17 protein-coding genes, 1 tRNA gene and 2 pseudogenes are annotated in these 19595 nt (G+C 66.7%); 10 read left to right on the top strand and 10 right to left on the bottom strand.

Translation table 11 applies throughout. From position 1 onward, the window contains the following. The 4 genes and pseudogenes from BN972_RS02650 to BN972_RS02635 all read right to left on the bottom strand — a co-directional run. Window positions 1-632, bottom strand: a 632-nt coding sequence (locus BN972_RS02650; RefSeq protein ID WP_036352566.1) for an ROK family protein, incomplete at its 3' end; no start/stop codon positions are given. Further along, on the bottom strand, window positions 632-1249 hold the full coding sequence (locus BN972_RS02645; protein WP_036352563.1) for a DUF7158 domain-containing protein: 618 nt from the start codon (window positions 1247-1249) through the stop codon (window positions 632-634). The genes BN972_RS02645 and BN972_RS02650, both read right to left, overlap by 1 nt. After that, a pseudogene (locus BN972_RS02640) lies at window positions 1246-5426 on the bottom strand (glycoside hydrolase family 38 N-terminal domain-containing protein). Before BN972_RS02640 ends, BN972_RS02645 begins: the two are co-directional and overlap by 4 nt. 9 nt (window positions 5427-5435) lie before the next feature. Next, window positions 5436-6392, bottom strand: a complete 957-nt coding sequence (locus BN972_RS02635) for a helix-turn-helix transcriptional regulator (RefSeq protein WP_036352560.1) — start codon at window positions 6390-6392, stop codon at window positions 5436-5438. A gap of 62 nt (window positions 6393-6454) precedes the next feature. Between BN972_RS02635 and BN972_RS02630 the strand changes: the two genes are divergently transcribed. The 10 genes and pseudogenes from BN972_RS02630 (at window position 6455) to BN972_RS02585 (ending at window position 15967) form a co-directional block, all read left to right on the top strand. After that, complete coding sequence (locus BN972_RS02630; RefSeq protein WP_036352557.1) at window positions 6455-6976, top strand: DinB family protein; 522 nt, start codon at window positions 6455-6457, stop codon at window positions 6974-6976. 23 nt (window positions 6977-6999) lie between these two features. Next, window positions 7000-7572: a DinB family protein gene (locus BN972_RS02625; protein WP_036356339.1), complete on the top strand. Its 573-nt coding sequence runs from the start codon at window positions 7000-7002 to the stop codon at window positions 7570-7572. 107 nt (window positions 7573-7679) lie between these two features. Next, a complete protein-coding gene (locus BN972_RS02620) occupies window positions 7680-9026 on the top strand; it encodes an ABC1 kinase family protein (RefSeq protein WP_036352555.1) in 1347 nt (448 codons plus the stop codon). Next, a pseudogene (locus BN972_RS02615) lies at window positions 9027-9948 on the top strand (alpha/beta fold hydrolase). 98 nt (window positions 9949-10046) lie between these two features. Further along, window positions 10047-10907: a cyclopropane mycolic acid synthase family methyltransferase gene (locus tag BN972_RS02610; protein WP_036352552.1), complete on the top strand. Its 861-nt coding sequence runs from the start codon at window positions 10047-10049 to the stop codon at window positions 10905-10907. Between the two features lie 141 nt (window positions 10908-11048). Continuing rightward, entirely contained in the window at window positions 11049-11912 is an 864-nt protein-coding gene (locus BN972_RS02605) for a cyclopropane mycolic acid synthase family methyltransferase (protein ID WP_036352549.1), read from the top strand. Between the two features lie 125 nt (window positions 11913-12037). After that, window positions 12038-12919, top strand: coding sequence for a cyclopropane mycolic acid synthase family methyltransferase (locus tag BN972_RS02600; RefSeq protein ID WP_036352546.1), 882 nt, complete (start codon window positions 12038-12040; stop codon window positions 12917-12919). A gap of 112 nt (window positions 12920-13031) precedes the next feature. Then, window positions 13032-13961 carry a hydroxymycolate synthase MmaA4 gene (mmaA4, locus tag BN972_RS02595; RefSeq protein ID WP_390176174.1) on the top strand — a complete coding sequence of 310 codons (930 nt, stop codon included), beginning with the start codon at window positions 13032-13034 and terminating at the stop codon, window positions 13959-13961. An 87-nt stretch (window positions 13962-14048) separates the two neighbouring features. Next, window positions 14049-14744, top strand: a complete 696-nt coding sequence (locus BN972_RS02590; RefSeq protein ID WP_036352543.1) for a YciI family protein — start codon at window positions 14049-14051, stop codon at window positions 14742-14744. 8 nt (window positions 14745-14752) lie between these two features. Beyond that, entirely contained in the window at window positions 14753-15967 is a 1215-nt protein-coding gene (locus BN972_RS02585) for an RNA polymerase sigma factor (protein WP_036352540.1), read from the top strand. 299 nt (window positions 15968-16266) lie between these two features. On the opposite strand, the gene rplA is transcribed toward BN972_RS02585, so the two are convergent. The 6 genes from rplA to hadC all read right to left on the bottom strand — a co-directional run bounded on the left by rplA (window position 16267) and on the right by hadC (window position 19595). Continuing rightward, window positions 16267-16977, bottom strand: coding sequence for a 50S ribosomal protein L1 (gene rplA, locus BN972_RS02580; RefSeq protein WP_036352538.1), 711 nt, complete (start codon window positions 16975-16977; stop codon window positions 16267-16269). A 72-nt stretch (window positions 16978-17049) separates the two neighbouring features. Next, a complete protein-coding gene (gene rplK, locus BN972_RS02575; RefSeq protein ID WP_036352535.1) occupies window positions 17050-17481 on the bottom strand; it encodes a 50S ribosomal protein L11 in 432 nt (143 codons plus the stop codon). Window positions 17482-17529: 48 nt separating this feature from the next. Then, window positions 17530-18261: a transcription termination/antitermination protein NusG gene (gene nusG / locus BN972_RS02570; RefSeq protein WP_036352534.1), complete on the bottom strand. Its 732-nt coding sequence runs from the start codon at window positions 18259-18261 to the stop codon at window positions 17530-17532. 31 nt (window positions 18262-18292) lie between these two features. Then, on the bottom strand, window positions 18293-18775 hold the full coding sequence (gene secE, locus BN972_RS02565) for a preprotein translocase subunit SecE (RefSeq protein ID WP_036352532.1): 483 nt from the start codon (window positions 18773-18775) through the stop codon (window positions 18293-18295). A 123-nt stretch (window positions 18776-18898) separates the two neighbouring features. Further along, window positions 18899-18971, bottom strand: a tRNA-Trp gene (locus tag BN972_RS02560). Between the two features lie 123 nt (window positions 18972-19094). Then, the gene (hadC, locus tag BN972_RS02555; protein WP_036352530.1) at window positions 19095-19595 is read right to left on the bottom strand and encodes a (3R)-hydroxyacyl-ACP dehydratase subunit HadC; all 501 of its coding nucleotides are present in this window, start codon (window positions 19593-19595) and stop codon (window positions 19095-19097) included.

The raw sequence follows: 19595 nt of genomic DNA, 5'->3' as shown, positions 1-19595 counted from the left end.
GCGCCCGCCGCGGGTGGTGCCAGCCAGCCGTTGGCCCGCGCCCACCGCGTCACCGAGGGCCCGGACGCCACGGTCTCGACGCAGCCCCGCCCACCGCACGCGCACCGCGACCCCTCCGGTTCGACCACCACATGCCCGACATGACCGGCATTGCCGGTGCGGCCGTCGTAGGGTGCGCCGTCGAGCACCAGTCCACCGCCTACGCCGGTGGAGACCACCATGCCCAGCAGGAACCCCGCGCCGCGACCAGCGCCGATCCATTGCTCACCCAGCGCCATGCACAGCCCGTCGCCGGCGAGTCGGACCGGCACGCCGGGCACCGTGGCCGACACCCGGTCACGCAGCGGAAAGCGGCGCCAGCCAGCGATGTTGATCGGGCTGACGGTGCCGCTGGCCAGGTCGACGGGGCCCGCGCAGGCGATCCCGACGCCGGCGACCCTGCCGCCCGCTGCCCGCAGCGCATCTCCGATCATCTCCGACACGACATCCCAAACCCGTTCGGCCGCAACACCGGACGGTGTGGGGTGGGTCGTGTTGTAGACGAGCGTGCGGGCGGGATCTGCAAGGGCGCCGGGATCGGCCAGGCCGACGGCTATCTTGGTACCCCCGATGTCGAGGCAGAGGGTGAGCATCAGTGTCGGTGGGTGTTGTCGGGTTGACGCGGATCGCCGGGATGCTCGTAGCCGGGCGCCAACTGCACCAGCGCGGCCCGTTGCGCGTCCAGCCAGACCCGGAATTCGCGGCGGCGGGCCACGCCGAGCAGATGCTGCGCGATGGGGTGCCACACCCGCTCCAGCGGCGCCGCGGCGACCGCGGGCGCACGCCATCCGTGGCCCTCGGCCCGGGGCTCGGCGAACCGCAGCGGGTTGCGCTCGTGGTAGCGGACCACGTCGTCGTCGCTGACCTCGACGCCGGCCGTCACCGCGGCGAACAATGCCCGCGCCCTGGGGTCGGTCAGCACGGCTGCCGCGATGCTGCCGATCTCCAGCCGGGCGGTCACATCGGGCAACACGTCCTGCTCGGTCGGGGCGCCGCCGGCGCTGAGGCCGCGAGCCGCCACCTCGGCGGCGACGACCCGCTCGGTGACGATCAGCTGGGTGAGCCAGCGCCGCAACTGACGGCCCTCGCTGCTGCCGGCCGCGGGCAGCGCGGCCGCGCGGGGACCGGCGCGCAGCCGCGCCTCGCGTTCGTCGACCTCCGCGACCGCGACCGGGGCTCCGCCGACGATCGCCGCGACGTGCCCGCTCATCGCACCCTCACCTGGGCCGCGGGCGAATAGAGGAGCCGGCCCGCACACCCGATCCGCACGAGCGCCCACCACTGGCCGGGTTCCAGCCAAGCCGGCGGGGTCACGTCGAAGGCGAGCCGCACAGTGCCGCCCGCGGGCAGGCACGCGCCTTGCGCGGCGGGGCCGATCCACTCCCAGGTCCCCCACGGGCTGATCAGGTGGGCTTCCAGTGCGAGCTCGGCGCGGGCGCGGCTGCCGACCGTCACGGTCAAGCTGGCCACCTCACCGGGCGCCACCTCGACGGCCTCAGGCCCGTCGACCAGGTGCACCAACTCGTCGGCATCGGCGTCTGCGTCGGTGTCGAGGGCGATCACGGCCACGTCCTCGACGACCTGCCGCCAGGCGGCAGGCACGCCGGTGTCGGTGACGCGCAATTGGGCTCGGACGGGATACAGCCCCGCTCGCGTGCGCGCCGGAATCCCAAGCACCACATCGGTTTCCAGGTACTCGCCGGCCCCGTGAACGGCAGCTCCACCGGCGCCACCGACCAGTCGTCCGGACATACCAATTTGACGGTGCCGCCCAGCGCGGTATCCGTGCAGTCACTGGCCACCGTGAGGCGCAACACTACCTCGCGCGGGTCGCTGCCCGGGGCCACGTTGATCTGCCGGGGATGTAGGTGCGCCACCGCGGGCAGACCACCCAGTGGGGCCGGCCCGCGGTTGTGCAGCCAGTACCGCGCGTAGAGCGGCTGGGCTGGTTCGGTTTCGGTGGCCAGTGCCGTCGGCGTGACGGGCACCGCGGGAATCTCCAACCGCCCCAGCGCGGTGGCCACCTGATAGCCGTGCAGGTTGACGGTCGCGGTGCTGCGTTCCGGCCGTTCCAGCAGATCCGCTTGCTCGAGCGCACTGAGCACACCGAGGTCCGTGCCGGCGACCACCCGGGCCGGGGCGCCGGCTGATTCCACCAGACGCAGCGCCACGCGGCTCGGCTCGACGGGCGCGGCGCGACCGGCGGCCAACGGGTTGCCGGCTGCCTTCAAGGCAGCGAGCTGCACCGTGTCGGCGGGCTCGATGTGCAGCAGCGAACCGACCGCCGGCAGCACACCGTGGCTCTCGCCCGCGGCGACGGCCAGCAGCGAATTGGCGAACTGCGCGCTGCGCGCCGGCAACCCGGCGCGGCGCCAATCACCGCCGCCGGACACCAGCGCGTAGTCGAAATCGTGTGTCCAGTGCTGCAATTGGAAGTTGGAGCCGTCGGGTGCGGTCCGACGCGGGTCGTCGATCCAGATCCCGGACGGCCAGCCGGTGCAGGAGCGCATCAACGCGGTGTGCAGGGTGCCGTCGGTGTCGACGGCGAAGCTGGGTACGCCGCTGTTGAGCAGTGCGACGGTGTGGTCCTCGAAGGGTTCTACTCCCGACGGCGCCCGCTGAGTCACCGAGATCTCGGCGTCACCGAGATCGTCGACCACCGCGGCGATGGCGGCGGCCAGATTTCGGGCATTGCTGCCGTCGACGATCAGCACCGGCAGCGCGCGCGGATCCCGCAGATCGGCGTCGGGCAGCCAGACCGCCGCCAACGGCGTCGCGGCCGGCACCCATACCCGAGCGCTGCCGTTGTGCGCCAACTGCCGGTCGAGTTCGGCGGTATAGGCGGGGTCGGCTCGGGCCAGCACCGCCGCGGTGAACGGGTTGCGGGCCGGCCCGCCCAGTGCGATCCGCGCGTCGGGCAGGTTGGAGTCGACGTCGAGGTGGCCGTAACGCGGTTTGTCGGCGCCGCCGCACGTCGCCGTCACGCCCGCCCGCACCAGGCCCACCATCAGGTCGCGGGCCAGCGGGCCGGATTCGGACTCCGACGGCGCCACCACTTCGGCCACCGCCACCGCCCGTACGGCGGTCTTGCCGAAGCGGATCCGCGCCGCCGAGGACAACCCGAACCAGCCGTAGGCCGGATTGTCCAAGGTCCAGAGATGATCAGCGGTGTCCACCGCCCGGTCCCCGTCGTGCAGGAGCGCGAAGCCGCGTCCGATCACCGCGTCCCCGACTTCACTGACCGGCATCGCACCCGGCACCGGACAAGGCCACCGCAACCGCACCAACCGGTCCTCGCCGGTGAAGTCGTCTATGGTGGTGCGGCAATCCACCCTGTCCATGTCCCGCCATAGCGTCAGGGTCTGGGTGTAGCGGAGCAGGCTGCCGATACGGCCGCGCACGACGAGGCGCTGGCCGAGCGGGCCGCGATAGGCCCGCACCGTCGCGGGCGCGTCCGACGAACAAACCACCGGGCCCTTGGGCAACAGGTGCCACGGCCCCTCACCCTGCGTCGGGTGGGACGGGTACTCCTCATAAACCGCCAGGACGTTCCCCAGCCGGCCCGCGGCGAGAAGCTGGCGGCCGTCGTGGATCAGCGAGTCCACCGCCCCGCCGCGCCTGGGGTCGACCGTCAGCCGGTAATGCGCGTTGACGATCTCGGTGCCGCCGGTCGGCTCCCAGCCGGCCGGCTCGCCTCGGGAAGCCAGGCGGTAACAGCGCCAGCCCAGCGACGGCACGTCCCGCGCCAGCCAGGTGATCGAACGGCCGTCGTGTTCGACGTGCGCGGGCACCTCGGCGCCGTCGGAATCCAGCACCCGCACCCGGTCGCGTGGCGGGTCGAGCCGGGCTGTGACGATGTCGGTGCGCGGCTGGGTCAGGGGGTTCCAAACGACGATCGTGTCGGGCCCGGCCGCCACCGCGCTCGACAGCAATTGCAGCGAGTTATCCCGCGCGGTGCTGCCCAGTTCCCACGCGTCCCGCCAGCCGGTCAGCAGGTCCAGGTAGACCTGGTCGGATTCCGAGCCGGTGATGGCGTCGTGGTGCGCGCCGTAGGCCAGCTGCACCCACGCCTTGGCGAAGGCCGCCTGCGGATACTGCGCACCGGTCAACAGCGCGGCGAACACCGCGAATCGCTCGGCGTGCAACACGGCGATTTCGGCGGCCCGGTTGGCCTGCTTGGTGTCGATGAACGACACGTCCTTGCCGGTGTATATCGGATTCATGTCGCGGGTTTGCGGAGAGGCCGCCTCGCCGCGCTCGGCCAGTTCGGCGCGTACGGCCGCGAAGAATTCCCGCGGCAGGCCGCAGACGAATCGCGGCCAGGTGTACCGCTTCGCCCAGTCGCGGTGGATCGCGGTGACCCACTTGTTCGGGGGTGTGTAGTCGGTGCCAACCGGCAGCAGCACATTGCGGGTCCGCGCCACCTTCTTCAGTTGGTGGAACTGTGCGTAGGTGGCCTGCTCCGCCTCATCGAGGGTGGTCGACTCGTCCATCCACCAGCCCGCCGAGTAGTGCGCCGGCATGTAGTGGGTGAGCAGGCCGCGACCCGACGGGGAGATCCACTCGAATTCACTGCTGAACTGCATCCGGTCGAGGTCGCCGCCCTGGCCGGGGCCCCACTGGTGGTGCGGTCCGCGGGCCCACGAACTCGAGGTCAGCCCGGCATCGGCGGCCATCCCGGGAAACTGCGGATCATGGCCGAACACGTCGAGCTGCCATGCGGTCGCCGGGTCGGCTCCCAACACGTCGCGCTGAAATCCGATGCCGTGCACGAAGTTTCGGATCGTCGTCTCCGGGCTGGTGAGGTTGGTGTTCGGCTCGTTGTAGGTGCCACCCATCACCTCGACCCGGCCCTCGGCGAAGAACCGGCGCAGGTCGGCGCGGTCCTCGGGATGGGTGTCCCAGTACGGCTTGAGGTAGTCCACCTCGGCCAGCACGAACTTGTACTCCGGTTCGCGGCGGGCCATTTCCAGGTGTGCGTGGACCAGTTCGAAACCGTTGCTCTGCCGGCACCGTCCCGGCGGATCTTCCTGCCATTGGCTGGTGTAAGCGCCCTGGGTGTTCCACCACACCGGGTCGTAGTGGAAGTGACTGACCATGAACAGCGTCCAGCCGGGCTCGGCGATCACGAAGTCGAACGCAAGGTCCGACTCGTCGGACCGTGCCGACGCGGTATGCCTCCTACCGACGACCGGATGCTGCACGCGCACCGGGATTTCCACGACCTGCGCTCCGGGCTGGGCGACCGCATCCCCACCCAGACCGTCACCGGTGATCTCCAGCGGTGTGGGTACGGTGCATCCGGTCACGGTGACGCGGGCCAGCTGCAGGGGCGCGTCCGGCGGGCCGACGAACAGCTCGGTCGCTTCCGCCGAAACCAGCCGCATGACCGCACCTTACGGCGGTCTGCCGGCATGGTGAAGACGCCGGGCGACCGCTTGGGCAGCGGCCCGCACCGCCGGCGGCTCGAGCACCTCGAAATCGCCGGGCACCATCGCCAGATGCAGCACCAGCGTTTCCGGGTCGTCACCTCCGGCGGTCACCACGCAAGCGTCCGCACCGTCCGGTTCGACGCGCATCGACTGCGGAGAGAAATAGCGCGCGACCGTCGAAGCCGGCAGCCGGTAGCGCACCCGGGCTACGTACCGGTAGGGCGCCGCGCTGATGGCATGCTGCACGTACTCGCGTGCGTCCGGTGCGGCTCGGGGTACGAAGGTGCTACCCGCCGCGACGACGCCACCCATCCGGTCGAGCCGCAGGCTGCGCCAGTCGTCCCGGTCCCGGTCGTGCGCCAGCAGGTACCAGCGCCGGCCGGTGGTCACCAGTTGATAGGGCTCCAGTCGCCGCCGGCTCGGGTTGCCGGTGCGGTCGGTGTAGTCGGCGGTGACGTGCTCGTGGTCCCGGCAGGCCCGCGCCAACGTCATCAAAGTGTCGGGTTCGACGGCATCGGAGGGCTCGGACGTGAGCGTGACCGTCGCGTCGTGTACGGCGGTCACCTGCGCGCGCAGGCGTGCCGGCATCACCTGATCCAACTTGCTCAGCGCCCGCAGCGCCGACTCCCCAACCCCGGCGACGCTGCCGCCGGCCGCGAGCCGCAGGCACACCGCCATGGCCACCGCCTCGTCGGGGTCGAGCAGCAGCGGCGGCAGCGCGGCGCCGGCACCCAGCCGATAGCCGCCACCCTGGCCCTTGCTCGCCTCGACCGGATAACCCAGCTCACGCAACCGCTCGACGTCGCGGCGCACACTGCGGGTGGTCACCGCCAGCCGCTCGGCCAACTCCTCGCCCGTCCACACTCGCCGCGACTGCAGCAGACCCAGCAGCTGCAGCACCCGGCTGGTCGTGGTGGACACGAGTCCAGTCTGTCGCACATTGAGGACAGAAACCGTCCGCTATTGCTGGAAGGCTGAAAGACATGACCGACCTGACGAACCAATTGGCCGACCAGCTCGACTTCCACTGGCGCAACCACCTACGTCCGCGCCTGGACGGGATGGCGGACGACGAATACTTCTGGCAACCGGTCCCCAACTGCTGGACGGTGCATCCGGGCGGTGGAGTGGACTTCGCGTACCCGCCGCCGCAACCGGCGCCGTTCACCACCATCGCGTGGCGGCTGGCGCACGTGATCGTCGGAGTGTTCGCCATGCGCAACCACAGCCACTTCGGCGCCCCACCCGCGGACTACCAGAGCTGGCCGTATGCCAGCGGCGCCGCTACCGCGCTGCGCCAACTCGACGACGTCTATGCCACCTGGATTGAGGGGGTGCGGTCATTGTCGGCCGCAGACCTGAGCCGCCCCTGCGGTCCGGCCGAAGGACCCTACGCCGACTACGCGCTATCCGAACTGGTGTTACACATTAACCGCGAAGCCATCCATCACGGCGCCGAAATCGCCTGCCTGCGTGACCTTTACCTGCACAGCCGGAAGGACTGAACATGCCCGCACTTGCCCCGCCCGTGGCCGACGAACGCAACGCGCTACGCGAATATCTGGCCTACCACCAGAGCGCCTACTTCGCGGTGTCCTACGGCCTCACCGACGACCAGGCACGCTCGACCCCGTCGGTCAGCGCCCTGTCCATCGGTGGCCTGGTCAAGCACGCCACCGGTATGCAAAGAAGTTGGATGAGGCGCGTACTCGCGGCACCCGACGCACCCCCGGCGGACCCACGCCCGTTCTCTGAGATCTCCAAAGCGCTTGCCGAGGAACACGTGATGCGGCCGGATGAGACGCTGGCCGGGCTGCTGTGCGGCCTGGAAGCGCAGAACGCCGAATCCCTGCGGGTAGTGGAAACCGCAGACCTCAACGCACCGGTTCCGGTCCCGCGCCACGCCCCCTGGTTTCCTACCGACGTCGAGGCATGGTCGGTGCGTTGGGTGATCTTGCATGTGATCAACGAATTGGCCCGACATGCCGGTCACGCCGACATCGTCCGGGAAAGCATCGACGGCGCGACCATGTACGAATTGATCGCCGGCCGGGAAAATTGGCCGGCAACACCTTGGCTGACCCCCTGGCAGCCCAGGTAGAACGGCTTGCCCGGCGATTTCGGGCCGCCTATTCCGATGGGTGAGCGCAGTCACGCAAATTGGGATCGAATTGGGAAACGACTGCCCGTATTTGGCACACTGCAGAAATGAGTTCCACTAAACATCGCGACGTGGCCAAGCTCGACCGGGTGCCCCTCCCGGTGGAAGCGGCCCGGGTAGCTGCCACCGGTTGGCAGGTCACCCGCACCGCCGCTCGGGTGGTGACCAAACTGCCGGGCAAGGGTGCTTGGCAGCAGAAAATCATCAAAGAGATCCCCCAGACCTTCGCCGACCTGGGTCCGACGTATGTGAAGTTCGGGCAGATCATCGCGTCTAGTCCCGGCGCCTTCGGTGAATCGTTGTCGCGCGAGTTCCGCGGTCTGCTGGACCGGGTGCCGCCGGCAGACACCGAGGAAGTGCACAAGCTGTTCGTCGAGGAGCTCGGTGACGAGCCGGCGAATCTGTTCGCCAGCTTCGACGAGAAGCCGTTCGCATCGGCGTCCATCGCGCAGGTGCACTACGCCACCCTGAAGACGGGCGAGGAGGTCGTGGTCAAGATCCAGCGGCCGGGTATCCGCCGCCGGGTCGCCGCGGACCTGCAGATACTGCAGCGCTTCGCCCAGGCCGTCGAGCTGGCCAAGCTGGGCCGGCGGTTGTCCGCCCAGGATGTGGTCGCCGACTTCTCCGACAACCTGGCCGAGGAGCTGGACTTTCGCCTCGAGGCGCAGTCGATGGACGCCTGGGTCTCGCACCTGCATACGTCACCGCTCGGTAAGAACATCCGGGTGCCGCAGGTGCACTGGAACTTCACCAGCGAGCGGGTGCTGACGATGGAGCGGGTTCACGGCATCCGCATCGACGACGTCGCCGCCATCCGCAAGGCCGGCTTCGACGGCACCGAGTTGGTCAAGGCGTTGTTGTTCAGCGTGTTCGAGGGCGGGCTGCGGCACGGGCTGTTCCACGGCGACCTGCACGCGGGCAACCTTTACGTCGACGCCGAAGGCCGCATCGTGTTTTTCGACTTCGGCATCATGGGCCGCATCGATCCGCGCACCCGCTGGCTGCTGCGCGAGCTGGTCTACGCGCTGCTGGTCAAGAAAGACCACGCCGCGGCGGGCAAGATCGTCGTGCTGATGGGTGCGGTCGGGACCGTGAAGCCCGAGGCTCAGGCCGCCAAGGACCTAGAGAAGTTCGCCACCCCGCTGACCATGCAGTCGCTCGGCGACATGTCCTATGCCGACATCGGCCGGCAGCTGTCGGCACTGGCCGACGCCTACGACGTGAAGCTGCCCCGGGAATTGGTTTTGATCGGCAAGCAGTTCCTCTATGTCGAGCGGTACATGAAGCTGCTGGCCCCGAAATGGCAGATGATGTCGGACCCGCAGCTGACCGGATACTTTGCCAACTTCATGGTGGAAGTGAGCCGCGAGCATCAATCGGACGTAGAGGTTTAAGTGGAAGTTCGAAGTGGCTTTGCCAAATCAGGTTCTGGCGATGTCGAGCTGTACTACGAGGACATGGGGGAGCTGAACCATCCGCCCGTGTTGCTCATCATGGGACTGGGCGCCCAGATGCTGTTGTGGCGTACCGAGTTCTGCGAGCAGCTCGTCAGCCAGGGCCTGCGCGTCATCCGCTACGACAATCGCGATGTCGGGCTGTCGACCAAGACGCAGCGTTATCGGTCACCGCAGCCGCTGGCGCTGCGGCTGGCCCGATCCTGGCTCGGCCTGCCCAGCGCGTCGGCCTACACCCTGGAGGATCTGGCCGACGACGCGGCGGCGATCCTGGATCACCTGGAAATCGACGACGCACACATCGTCGGCGCCTCCATGGGCGGCATGATCGCGCAGGTGTTCGCGGCACGGTTCGCCGAACGAACCAAGTCGCTGGGCGTCATCTTCAGCAGCAACAATCATCGGTTCCTGCCCCCGCCGGCCCCGCGCGCGTTGCTGTCGCTGATCAAGGGGCCGCCGCCAAACTCCCCGCGCGAGGTGATCATCGACAACTCGGTTCGGGTCAGCAAGATCATCGGAAGCCCCGGATATCCGACCCCGGAGGAACAGGTGCGGGCCGACGCGGCCGGCCTATGATCGAAACTTCCATCCATGGGGCATTTCCCAGCAGTTCAGCGCCATATTAGGCAGTGGCAGCTTGCTGCAATACGATCGGCGCATCGTTGCTCCGACCGTCGTGATCCACGGCCGTGCCGATAAGTTGATGCGTCCCTTCGGCGGCCGCGCGGTTGCGCGGGCCATCGATGGCGCCCGGCTGGTGTTGGTCGACGGCATGGGGCATGACCTGCCGAAACAGTTGTGGGATAAGGTAATCAGCGAACTCAGGAGCAACTTCGCCGCGGCCAGCAGTGCTCAACAATAGGCACCACAAGGCCTTCCTTGTGGGGGCTGGCATTTGGGGTTGGCACCGCCGCGCGCAATATGCGAAATTGCTACCGTTGACACTGGAGGTTTTCTGACATGGCCGAGTTGAAGCCGTATTACGAAGAGTCGCAAGCGACATACGACATCTCCGACGACTTCTTTGCCTTGTTCCTCGATCCCAACATGGTTTACACCTGCGCCTACTTCGAGCGCGACGACATGACCCTCGAAGAAGCGCAATTGGCAAAGCTTGATCTGGCGCTGGGCAAGCTCAACCTCGAACCCGGAATGACGTTGCTCGACGTCGGCTGCGGCTGGGGCGGCGCCGTGGTGCGCGCGCTGACGAAGTACGACGTGAACGTCATCGGCATCACGCTGAGCCGACACCACTACGAGCGCAGCAAGGCCAGGCTGGCGGCGATCCCCACCGAACGTCGGGCCGAGGCGCGTCTGCAGGGGTGGGAAGAGTTCGATGAGAAGGTCGACCGGATCGTTTCTTTCGAGGCGTTCGACGCGTTCAAGAAGGAGCGCTGGCCCGTCTTTTTCGACCGCTCCTACGACATGCTGCCCGACGACGGCCGGATGCTGTTGCACAGCATCTTCACCCACGAGCAGACCTACTGGCGCGACCACGGCATCACGGTGACGATGAGCGATCTGCGCTTCTTCCGCTTCCTGGCCACCGAGATCTTCCCCGGCGGCGGCATGTGCGGTGAGGTCGACATCATCGACAACGCCAAAAACAGCGGATTCTCGGTCGATCAAATTCAATACCTGCAGCCGCATTACGCGCGGACTTTGGACATTTGGGCGGCCAATCTCGAGGCGAATCGCGAAAAGGCGATCGAAATCCAGTCACAAGAGGTCTACGACCGCTTCATGCGCTACCTGACCGGCTGCGCGGGCCTCTTCCGCAAGGGCCTTTCCAACGTCGCCCAATACACCCTGACGAAATAGCCCTGAACAGGCGAAACGTCATCGTAATTTAGTGATGCAACGCCGCATCAGATAGTCTGCGTCAGGCATGCACGGGGGATATGCGAGACGTTTCGGCATGCAACCGTGGGGCCTTTGTGGTCCAGAAAGGCAACACCGAACATGGCTGACAAGCTGAAGCCGCACTTCGACGACGTGCAGGCGCACTACGACTTGTCCGACGACTTCTTCCGGCTGTTCCTGGATCCCACCCAGACCTACAGCTGCGCGTACTTCGAGCGTGACGACATGACGCTGGAAGAAGCGCAGATCGCCAAGATCGACCTGGCGCTGGGCAAGTTGGGACTGCAGCCGGGCATGACGCTGCTGGACGTGGGCTGCGGCTGGGGTGCAACCATGCGCCGCGCCATCGAGAAGTACGACGTCAACGTCGTCGGGCTGACCCTGTCCAAGAACCAGGCCAACCACGTGCAGCAGACCTTTGACGCGATGGACACCCAGCGCAGTCGGCGGGTGTTGTTGGAGGGCTGGGAGCAATTCGACGAGCCCGTCGACCGCATCGTGTCGATCGGCGCCTTCGAGCACTTCGGCTTCGACCGTTACGACGACTTCTTCGCGCTGGCCTACCGGGTGCTGCCCGCGGACGGTGTGATGCTGCTGCACACGATCACCGCGTTGATCCCCGACCAGATGATCGAGCGCGGGATGCCGCTGACCTTCGAGATGGCCCGCTTCATCAAGTTCATCGTCACCGAGATCTTCCCCGGCGGCCGGTTGCCGTCGATCGAGAAGGTGGACGAGCACGCGACCAAGGCCGGCTTCCGCCTGACCCGTCGTCAGTCGCTGCAGCCCCACTACGCCCGCACGCTGGACCTGTGGGCAGAGGCTCTGCAGGCACGCCGCGAAGAGGCCATCGAGATCCAGTCCGAAGAGGTCTACGAGCGCTACATGAAGTATCTGACCGGCTGCGCTGACGCGTTCCGAGTCGGCTACATCGACGTTAACCAGTTCACGCTGGAGAAGTAGCGCCCGCCCGGCTGCACAAAGCCCCTTGCCAGCGACTTCAAATACGAAGGTTGGGGCGAAGCACGTGTAGGGTGCCGAAGGTAGTCACCTCGCGGGGGGGTGCGCTGTCCTATCTGGGAGGACACATGTCTGACAACCTAACTCGCGCCAGGAGCCGACGGGAAAACTACCAGGACGTCCAGGCCCACTACGACATCTCCGACGAGTTCTACGCCCTGTTTGTTGATCCCACCCGGACCTACAGCTGCGCGTACTTCGCACGCGACGACATGACCCTGGAGGAAGCCCAGATCGCCAAGCTCGACCTGGCGCTGGGCAAGCTGGGCCTCGAACCCGGGATGACCCTGCTCGACGTCGGCTGCGGTTGGGGCTCGACCATGAAGCGCGCACTCGAGAAGTACGACGTCAACGTCATTGGGGTGACGCTGTCCAAGAACCAGCACGCCTACTGCCAGCAGCTGCTCGACAAGGTCGACACCAACCGCTCCCATCGGGTGCTGCTGAGCGACTGGGCCGAATTCGACGAGCCGGTAGACCGGGTCATCACCATCGAAGCGTTGGAGCACTTCGGGTTTCAGCGCTACGACGACTTCTTCAAGTTCGTCTACAACGCGCTGCCGCCCGACGGCGTATGGCTGCTGCACTCGATCACCGGCCTGACCGGTGGCCAGATCGTCGAACGCGGCATGCCGGTGACCTTCGAGATGGCCCGCTTCATCAAGTTCATCGTGACCGAGATCTTCCCGGGCGGGCGGCTGCCATCGGTGGAAAAGGTCGAGCAGCACGCGACCAAGGCCGGCTTCGCGGTCAGCCACATCGAGTCCCTGCAGCTGCACTTCGCCCGAACCCTTGACCTCTGGGCTGACGCCCTGGTCGCCCACAAAGAAGAGGCCATCGCGATCCAATCCGAGGAGATCTACGAGCGGTACATGAAGTATCTGACCGGGTCCGCGGAGTCGTTCCGGATTGGCTACATCGATTGCCACCACTTCACGCTCACCAAGTAGACTTTGCTGCCGCAGCGTGTCTTACGGGTGCAGGCCTCACGCCAGTTGTGTGACATCGTGGGCTTTCGTAGGGCTGAACAGTCAAGCCGACGGTTTTGCATGCGTATGAGCTATGAACACCATTCAGGAGAACAAGACGACAATGGCTGAGAAACCGCCTAGCCCGACGAAGACTCGGACCAAGAGTTTCGAGTACATCCAGGCGCACTACGACGTCTCCGATGACTTCTTCGCCCTGTTCCAGGACCCGACTCGGACCTACAGCTGCGCCTACTTCGAACCGCCGGATCTGAGCCTCGAGGAGGCCCAGATCGCCAAGGTCGACCTGAACCTGGACCAGCTGGACCTCAAGCCAGGCATGACGCTGCTGGACATCGGCTGCGGCTGGGGCACCACCATGAAGCGCGCGGTCGAGAAGTACGACGTCAACGTCGTCGGCCTGACCTTGTCGAAGAACCAACACGCCCGTTCCCAGCAGGTACTGGACGCCATCGACACCGACCGCTCCCGCCGGGTGCTGCTGCACGGCTGGGAGGATTTCACCGAACCGGTCGACCGCATCGTGTCCATCGAGGCCTTCGAGCACTTCGGGCACGAGAACTACGACGACTTCTTCAAGCGGTGTTTCGACATCATGCCCGACGACGGCCGGATGACCGTGCAGAGCAGCGTGAGCTATCACCCCTACGACATGGCGGCCCGCGGCAAGCGGATCACCTTCGAGACGGTGCGGTTCATCAAGTTCATCGTCACCGAGATCTTCCCGGGCGGTCGGCTGCCGACCACCGAAATGATGGTCGAGCACGGCGAGAAAGCCGGTTTCGTTGTCCCCGAACCTGTTTCGTTGCGGTCGCACTACATCAAGACGCTGCACATCTGGGGCGACACGCTGGAAGCCAACCGCGACAGGGCCATCGAGGTGACTTCGGTCGAGGTCTACGACCGCTACATGAAGTATCTGCGGGGTTGTGAGCACTACTTCACCGACGAGATGCTCGACGTCAGCCTGGTCACCTACCTGAAACCGGGCGCCGTCAGCTAGGCACTTGTCGTACCGGGGGTGCGTCGTTCGTCGGACAGGTAGAGAGTGGAGCACACGGGCTTCGCTCACTACCGGAGGTGACGACAGATGCAGTACTTCGCGTTGTTGATCAGCAGTGAGAGCGACCGCACGCCCGAGGACGGGCAGGCCGCCATGGCGGCGTTTCAGCGCTTCCATGCCGCGGCGGGCCCGGCGATCCGCGCCGGTGACGCGCTAGGGCCCGCGGCTGCCGCCGCGCTCGTCACCGGCGGGCCGAAGGCGCCCGTCGTGACAGACGGGCCGTTCGCCGAGTCAGCCGAGGTGGCGTGCGGCTACTACGTCCTGGAAGCGGAAAACCTCGACGAGGCGCTGGCGTTGGCGCGCGACATCCCGGTCGCCGCATTCGGGGCCGTTGAGGTGTGGCCGATTTTCGGTTCCTTCGAGCCGGCCCGACGCGACGGCACTCACTGGCTGGCACTGCTGCTCGAGCCGACGTCGAACACCCAAGCGCCCGGCACACCGGAATGGAATGCCGTCGCCGCACAGCACGGCGAATTCGCCACCGCGGCCGGCGACCGGATCATCGGCGGAGCCGCCTTGCACCAACCGTCCACCGCGACCACGGTTCGGGTGCGCGACGGCGAGGTGCTGATCACCGACGGCCCGTACGCGGAAGGCGCCGAGGTGGCCAACGGCTTCTACGTGCTCGACGCCGGCGACCGCGAGGAAGCCGTCAAGTACGCCTCGATGATTCCGGCCTCCACCGTCGAGGTGCGGCAACTCGCGGGGCTGTCCGGGCTGTAAATCGCCAGATGTCCACCCCGGACGGCGTTTTCCGGCGCGAATGGGGGCCCGCCGTCGCCGCGCTCGCGCGATGGTCGGGCGACCTGACCGTGGCCGAGGACGCCGTCCAGGAGGCCTGCGCCGAAGCGTTGCGGACCTGGCCCCGCGACGGCACGCCGGCGAACCCTGGCGGCTGGCTGGTGACCGTTGCGCGCAACCGCGCCAGGGACCGGCTGCGTCGCGAGACAGTCCGTCCCGGAAAGGAATTGGCGGCCGTGATCGACCAGATTCGGGCCCGCACCGATGACACCGACCCGCATCCGGTGCGGGACGACGAGCTCCGGATGATGTACACCTGCGCGCACCCCGCGCTGGACCGCGCTTCGCAACTGGCGCTCACCTTGCGGCTGGTGTCCGGGCTAACCGTCGCCGAGATCGCCCGCGCGCTACTGCAGTCCGACGCGGCGGTGGCGCAGCGAATCACGAGGGCCAAGAACAAGATTCGGCACGCCAACATCCCGCTGCGGGTACCGCCCGCCGAGCTGCTGCCCGAGCGCACACCGCACGTGCTCGGCTGCATCTACTCGGTGTTCACCGAGGGCTACTGGTCAACCGCGGGTCCGTCGGCGATCCGCGACGAGCTGTGCGACGAAGGGGTACGGCTGGCCGGCGAGCTGTGCACGTTACGGCCCGAGCCGGAGGCGCATGCGTTGGCAGCGCTGATCCTGCTGCACGATTCGCGGCGGGCGTGCCGGGTGAACGACGTTGGGGCGCTGGTCCCGCTCGACGAGCAGGACCGGCGGCGGTGGGACCGCAGCCGCATCGAGCGTGGGCTCGCCCGGTTGCGTCAGGCGCAGGGGTCGACCGGTCCCTATTTGCCACAGGCGGTGATCGCCGCCGTCCACGCCACGGCGACCTCGTGGGAACAGACGGACTGGACCACGATCTGCGCGGCGTATGACCGGCTGCTGCGGCTGACCGACTCGCCGGTGGTGCTGGCCAACCGCGCACTCGCGGTCGGCTTCCGCGACGGGCCCGACGTCGGCCTGGCCGCGCTGGAGAAGGTGGCCCACGACCCGCGGCTGGCGCGTTCCAACCTCGTCGCGTCGGTGCGCGCCGACTTGTTACGCCGGGCCGGACGCCTCAGCGAGGCGGCCGACTGGTATCGAACGGCGTTGGAGGCGAACGGTTCTGAGCCGGGCCGCGAGTTTCTGCGCCGCCGCCTCACCGAATGCGGCGGGTAACTTCCCTATGCCGAGCAGACGCGAAAGCTCCCGACACGCCGAGTGAAACGGGACTTTTGCGTCTGCTCGCGCAGGAAATCTACGCCTCCGAGTCCGATGGTCGGCTCCGTTCGCGGCGCGTTACGCGCCGCTCCCTACGCCTGCGAGTCCGATGGTCGGCTCCGTTCGCGGCGCGCAACGCGCCGCTCCCTACGCCTCCGAGTCCGATGGTCGGCTCCGGTCGCGGCGCGTTACGCGCCGCTCCCTACGCCTCCGAGTCCGATGGTCGGCTCCGGTCGCGGCGCGTTACGCGCCGCTCCCTACGCCTCCGAAGCGAAGTTGCGGGTGATGGACGGGTCCACCGGAATACCCGGGCCGGTCGTCGTCGACACGGTCACCTTCTTCAGGTAGCGGCCCTTGGACGACGACGGCTTGTGCCGCAGCACCTCGTCCAGCGCGGCGCCGTAGTTCTCGGCCAGCTTCTTCTCGTCGAAGGACGCCTTGCCGATCACGAAGTGCAGGTTGGCCTGCTTGTCGACCCGGAAGTTGATCTTGCCGCCCTTGATGTCGGCAACGGCCTTGGCGACATCAGGAGTCACGGTCCCGGTCTTGGGGTTCGGCATCAGGCCACGCGGACCGAGCACCCGCGCGATACGCCCCACCTTGGCCATCTGGTCGGGAGTCGCGATCGCGGCGTCGAAGTCCAGGAACCCACCCTGGATCTTCTCGATCAGGTCGTCACTGCCCACAACATCGGCTCCCGCGGCCTGCGCCTGCTCGGCCTTCTCACCCACTGCGAAGACGGCAACCCGAGCGGTCTTGCCCGTGCCGTGCGGCAGGTTCACCGTGCCACGCACCATCTGGTCGGCCTTGCGCGGGTCGACACCGAGCCGGATCGCCACCTCGACGGTCGCGTCCTGCTTGGCCGAAGACGTCTCCTTGGCGAGCTTGGCCGCCTGCAGCGGCGTGTAGAGGGTATTGCGGTCCACCTTCTCGGCGGCGGCGCGGTATGCCTTGCTGGTCTTGCTCATTGCATATCCAATCTGTGTTGGGTCGTGGTCGGCGGGCCGAAGCTGGCCCTCCCACGCGTTCTCGAGGGGTTACTACTCGACCGTGATGCCCATCGACCGGGCGGTGCCGGCGATGATCTTGGCAGCGGCGTCGATGTCGTTGGCGTTGAGGTCGGTCTTCTTGGTCTCGGCGATCTCGCGAACCTGGTCCCAGGTGACCTTGGCGACCTTGTTCTTGTGCGGCTCGGCCGAACCCTTCTGCACACCGGCGGCCTTGAGCAGCAGCTTGGCGGCAGGCGGCGTCTTCAGCGCGAAGGTGAAGCTGCGGTCCTCGTAGACGGTGATCTCGACGGGGATGACGTTGCCGCGCTGGTTCTCCGTCGCGGCGTTGTACGCCTTGCAGAACTCCATGATGTTGACGCCGTGCTGACCCAGCGCTGGGCCGACCGGCGGCGCAGGGTTTGCCTGGCCTGCGGTGATCTGCAGCTTGATCAGCCCGGTGACTTTCTTCTTCTTCGGGGCCATGAGATGTCGATCTTCCTTCCTGGTTTTGCTAGTTCAGTGCCCAGCGGGCTAAATCTTGGAGACCTGGCTGAAGGTCAATTCCACTGGTGTCTCGCGGCCGAAGATGGAGACCAGGACCTTGAGCTTCTGCTGCTCGCCGTTGACCTCGCTGATCGTGGCCGGCAGCGTGGCGAACGGCCCGTCCATCACCGTCACCGATTCGCCGACCTCGTAATCGACCTCGACGACCGGCCGTTCCAGGCCGCCCGTCTCCGCGGCGGCCGCGGTGCTCGCAGCGCCCTTGGCGGCCTTCTTCGCCGAGCCCGGGGGCAGCAGGAACTTGACCACGTCATCGAGCGACAGCGCCGACGGGCGCGAGGTGGCCCCGACGAATCCGGTCACACCCGGCGTGTTCCGGACGGCGGACCACGAGTCGTCGGTCAGGTCCATGCGCACCAGGATGTAGCCCGGCAGCACCTTGCGGTTGACCTGCTTGCGCTGGCCGTTCTTGATCTCGGTGACCTCTTCGGTGGGAACCTCCACCTGGAAGATGTAGTCGCCGACGTCAAGGTTCTGCACGCGGGTTTCGAGGTTGGCTTTGACCTTGTTCTCGTAACCGGCGTAGGAGTGGATGACGTACCAGTCGCCGGGCTTGCTACGCAGTTCCGCCTTCAGCGCGGCAGCAGGGTCGACGTCTTCAGCGGGGGCCTCTGCCTGAGGGGCATCCGGAGTATCGACAGCTTCGACATCCTGCACGTCGACCGCCTCACCCGCGGACGGGTCACCGTCGAAGGTAGTCACGGTATTCAGTCCTCTCTATCACTCTCGAGTCTCAGCCGAACACCAACAGCACGAGCTTGCTCAGACCCAAGTCGGCACCGCCTACCAGCGCCACCATGAAGGCCAGGAACACCAGCACCACCGACGTGTAGGTGAGCATCTGCTTGCGGTTCGGCCAGATGACCTTCCGCATCTCGGCTACAACCTGCTTGAGGTAGGTGTAGACGAAGAGGAAGGGGTTGACCGAGCCGGCTTTCTTCGGCTTCCTTGCCTTGTCTTTCTGGGTCGACTTGGCCTTCCCAGACTTCGCCGCCGACTTTGCGGCGTCCTTCTTGGACGAGCCCTTGCCGGTCGCGCCGGTCTCGACCGACTCGTCGTCGGTGTCTTCCGCGGCCTCCACGACGCGCGCCCGGGTCCGCTTACCCGTCGGGCGCTGCGGGCGCGCCGCCTTGGTCACCACGGCCGTCCGGCCACCGTCCTTGGCATCGCCGGCGTCGCGTGTGGCGTCGTCGGCAACGTCGCCTTCGTCGCTCACCGCATGCTCCTTTGTTCGTCAGCTATCTCGCGAGCCATTCCGTTTTGGCTGGCCACTGTTCCAGTGTCCACCATATGTCCGGCTCCTCTTCAGGCCGTACCGGCCTGCGTCGTCACCTGTCAGCAGGGGCGACAGGACTTGAACCTGCAACCTGCGGTTTTGGAGACCGCTGCTCTGCCAGTTGAGCTACGCCCCTATCACCCGGGGCTTACATGACTCGCGCGCTCCCCGTTCGGCAATCGCGAACCGACGGACAGCGCGCTTGTAATGGGAAAACCCCGAGGTCCGAGTGTACATCCAGGTGGGAGCCAGATACTAATTAGGCGGTTCTGACGACCTGGCCAGTTTCCTTGTCCCATTTGAGCTGGATCGAGTTGTCACCCTCGTGCCCCATCAGGGTGGTGTAGGCCTCAAGGACCAGGACGCCGTCCTGGTTGTGACAAAAGTTTTTCGTCATGACGATGTCGGCACCAAAACGCTCGTTCACCGACTCAATGCGCAAGCTGCCGTAGAGCTTGTCGCCGACATGAATCGGCGCGTGGTAGACGAATTTCTGGTCGACCTGCACGATCTGCATGGTTTCGAAGCCAACATCGACATTGCGGAAGAAATCGTCCTGGATGAGTTTCGCCAGGATCGTCACGAAGGTCAGCGGCGCGACGATGCGGTCATAGCCGAGTTCCGCGGCGCCGGTCTCGTCGTGGTAGGCCTGATCGTCGGCCTTGATCGACCGGGCGAATTGCCGAACCTGCTCCCGGCCCACCTCGAAGTAATCGGGATAGCGCCAGCTCATCCCCCGGATATCCGTCTTGAGGGCCAT

It is taken from the genome of Mycobacterium asiaticum DSM 44297 (assembly GCF_000613245.1).
Classification (GTDB): Bacteria; Actinomycetota; Actinomycetes; order Mycobacteriales; family Mycobacteriaceae; genus Mycobacterium; species Mycobacterium asiaticum.
The sequence above is the reverse complement of the archived record's forward strand: the minus strand, read 5'-3'. Positions and strand labels throughout refer to the sequence as shown.

Coding starts and splice junctions, on each gene's coding strand:
- mmaA4 (WP_390176174.1), top strand. CDS start 13,032: ATGAACACCATTCAGGAGAACAAGACGACAATGGCTGAGAAACCGCCT.
- rplA (WP_036352538.1), bottom strand. CDS start 16,977: ATGAGCAAGACCAGCAAGGCATACCGCGCCGCCGCCGAGAAGGTGGAC.
- BN972_RS02630 (WP_036352557.1), top strand. CDS start 6,455: ATGACCGACCTGACGAACCAATTGGCCGACCAGCTCGACTTCCACTGG.
- rplK (WP_036352535.1), bottom strand. CDS start 17,481: ATGGCCCCGAAGAAGAAGAAAGTCACCGGGCTGATCAAGCTGCAGATC.
- BN972_RS02600 (WP_036352546.1), top strand. CDS start 12,038: ATGTCTGACAACCTAACTCGCGCCAGGAGCCGACGGGAAAACTACCAG.
- BN972_RS02585 (WP_036352540.1), top strand. CDS start 14,753: ATGTCCACCCCGGACGGCGTTTTCCGGCGCGAATGGGGGCCCGCCGTC.
- BN972_RS02590 (WP_036352543.1), top strand. CDS start 14,049: ATGCAGTACTTCGCGTTGTTGATCAGCAGTGAGAGCGACCGCACGCCC.
- BN972_RS02620 (WP_036352555.1), top strand. CDS start 7,680: ATGAGTTCCACTAAACATCGCGACGTGGCCAAGCTCGACCGGGTGCCC.
- BN972_RS02610 (WP_036352552.1), top strand. CDS start 10,047: ATGGCCGAGTTGAAGCCGTATTACGAAGAGTCGCAAGCGACATACGAC.
- BN972_RS02645 (WP_036352563.1), bottom strand. CDS start 1,249: ATGAGCGGGCACGTCGCGGCGATCGTCGGCGGAGCCCCGGTCGCGGTC.
- BN972_RS02605 (WP_036352549.1), top strand. CDS start 11,049: ATGGCTGACAAGCTGAAGCCGCACTTCGACGACGTGCAGGCGCACTAC.
- hadC (WP_036352530.1), bottom strand. CDS start 19,595: ATGGCCCTCAAGACGGATATCCGGGGGATGAGCTGGCGCTATCCCGAT.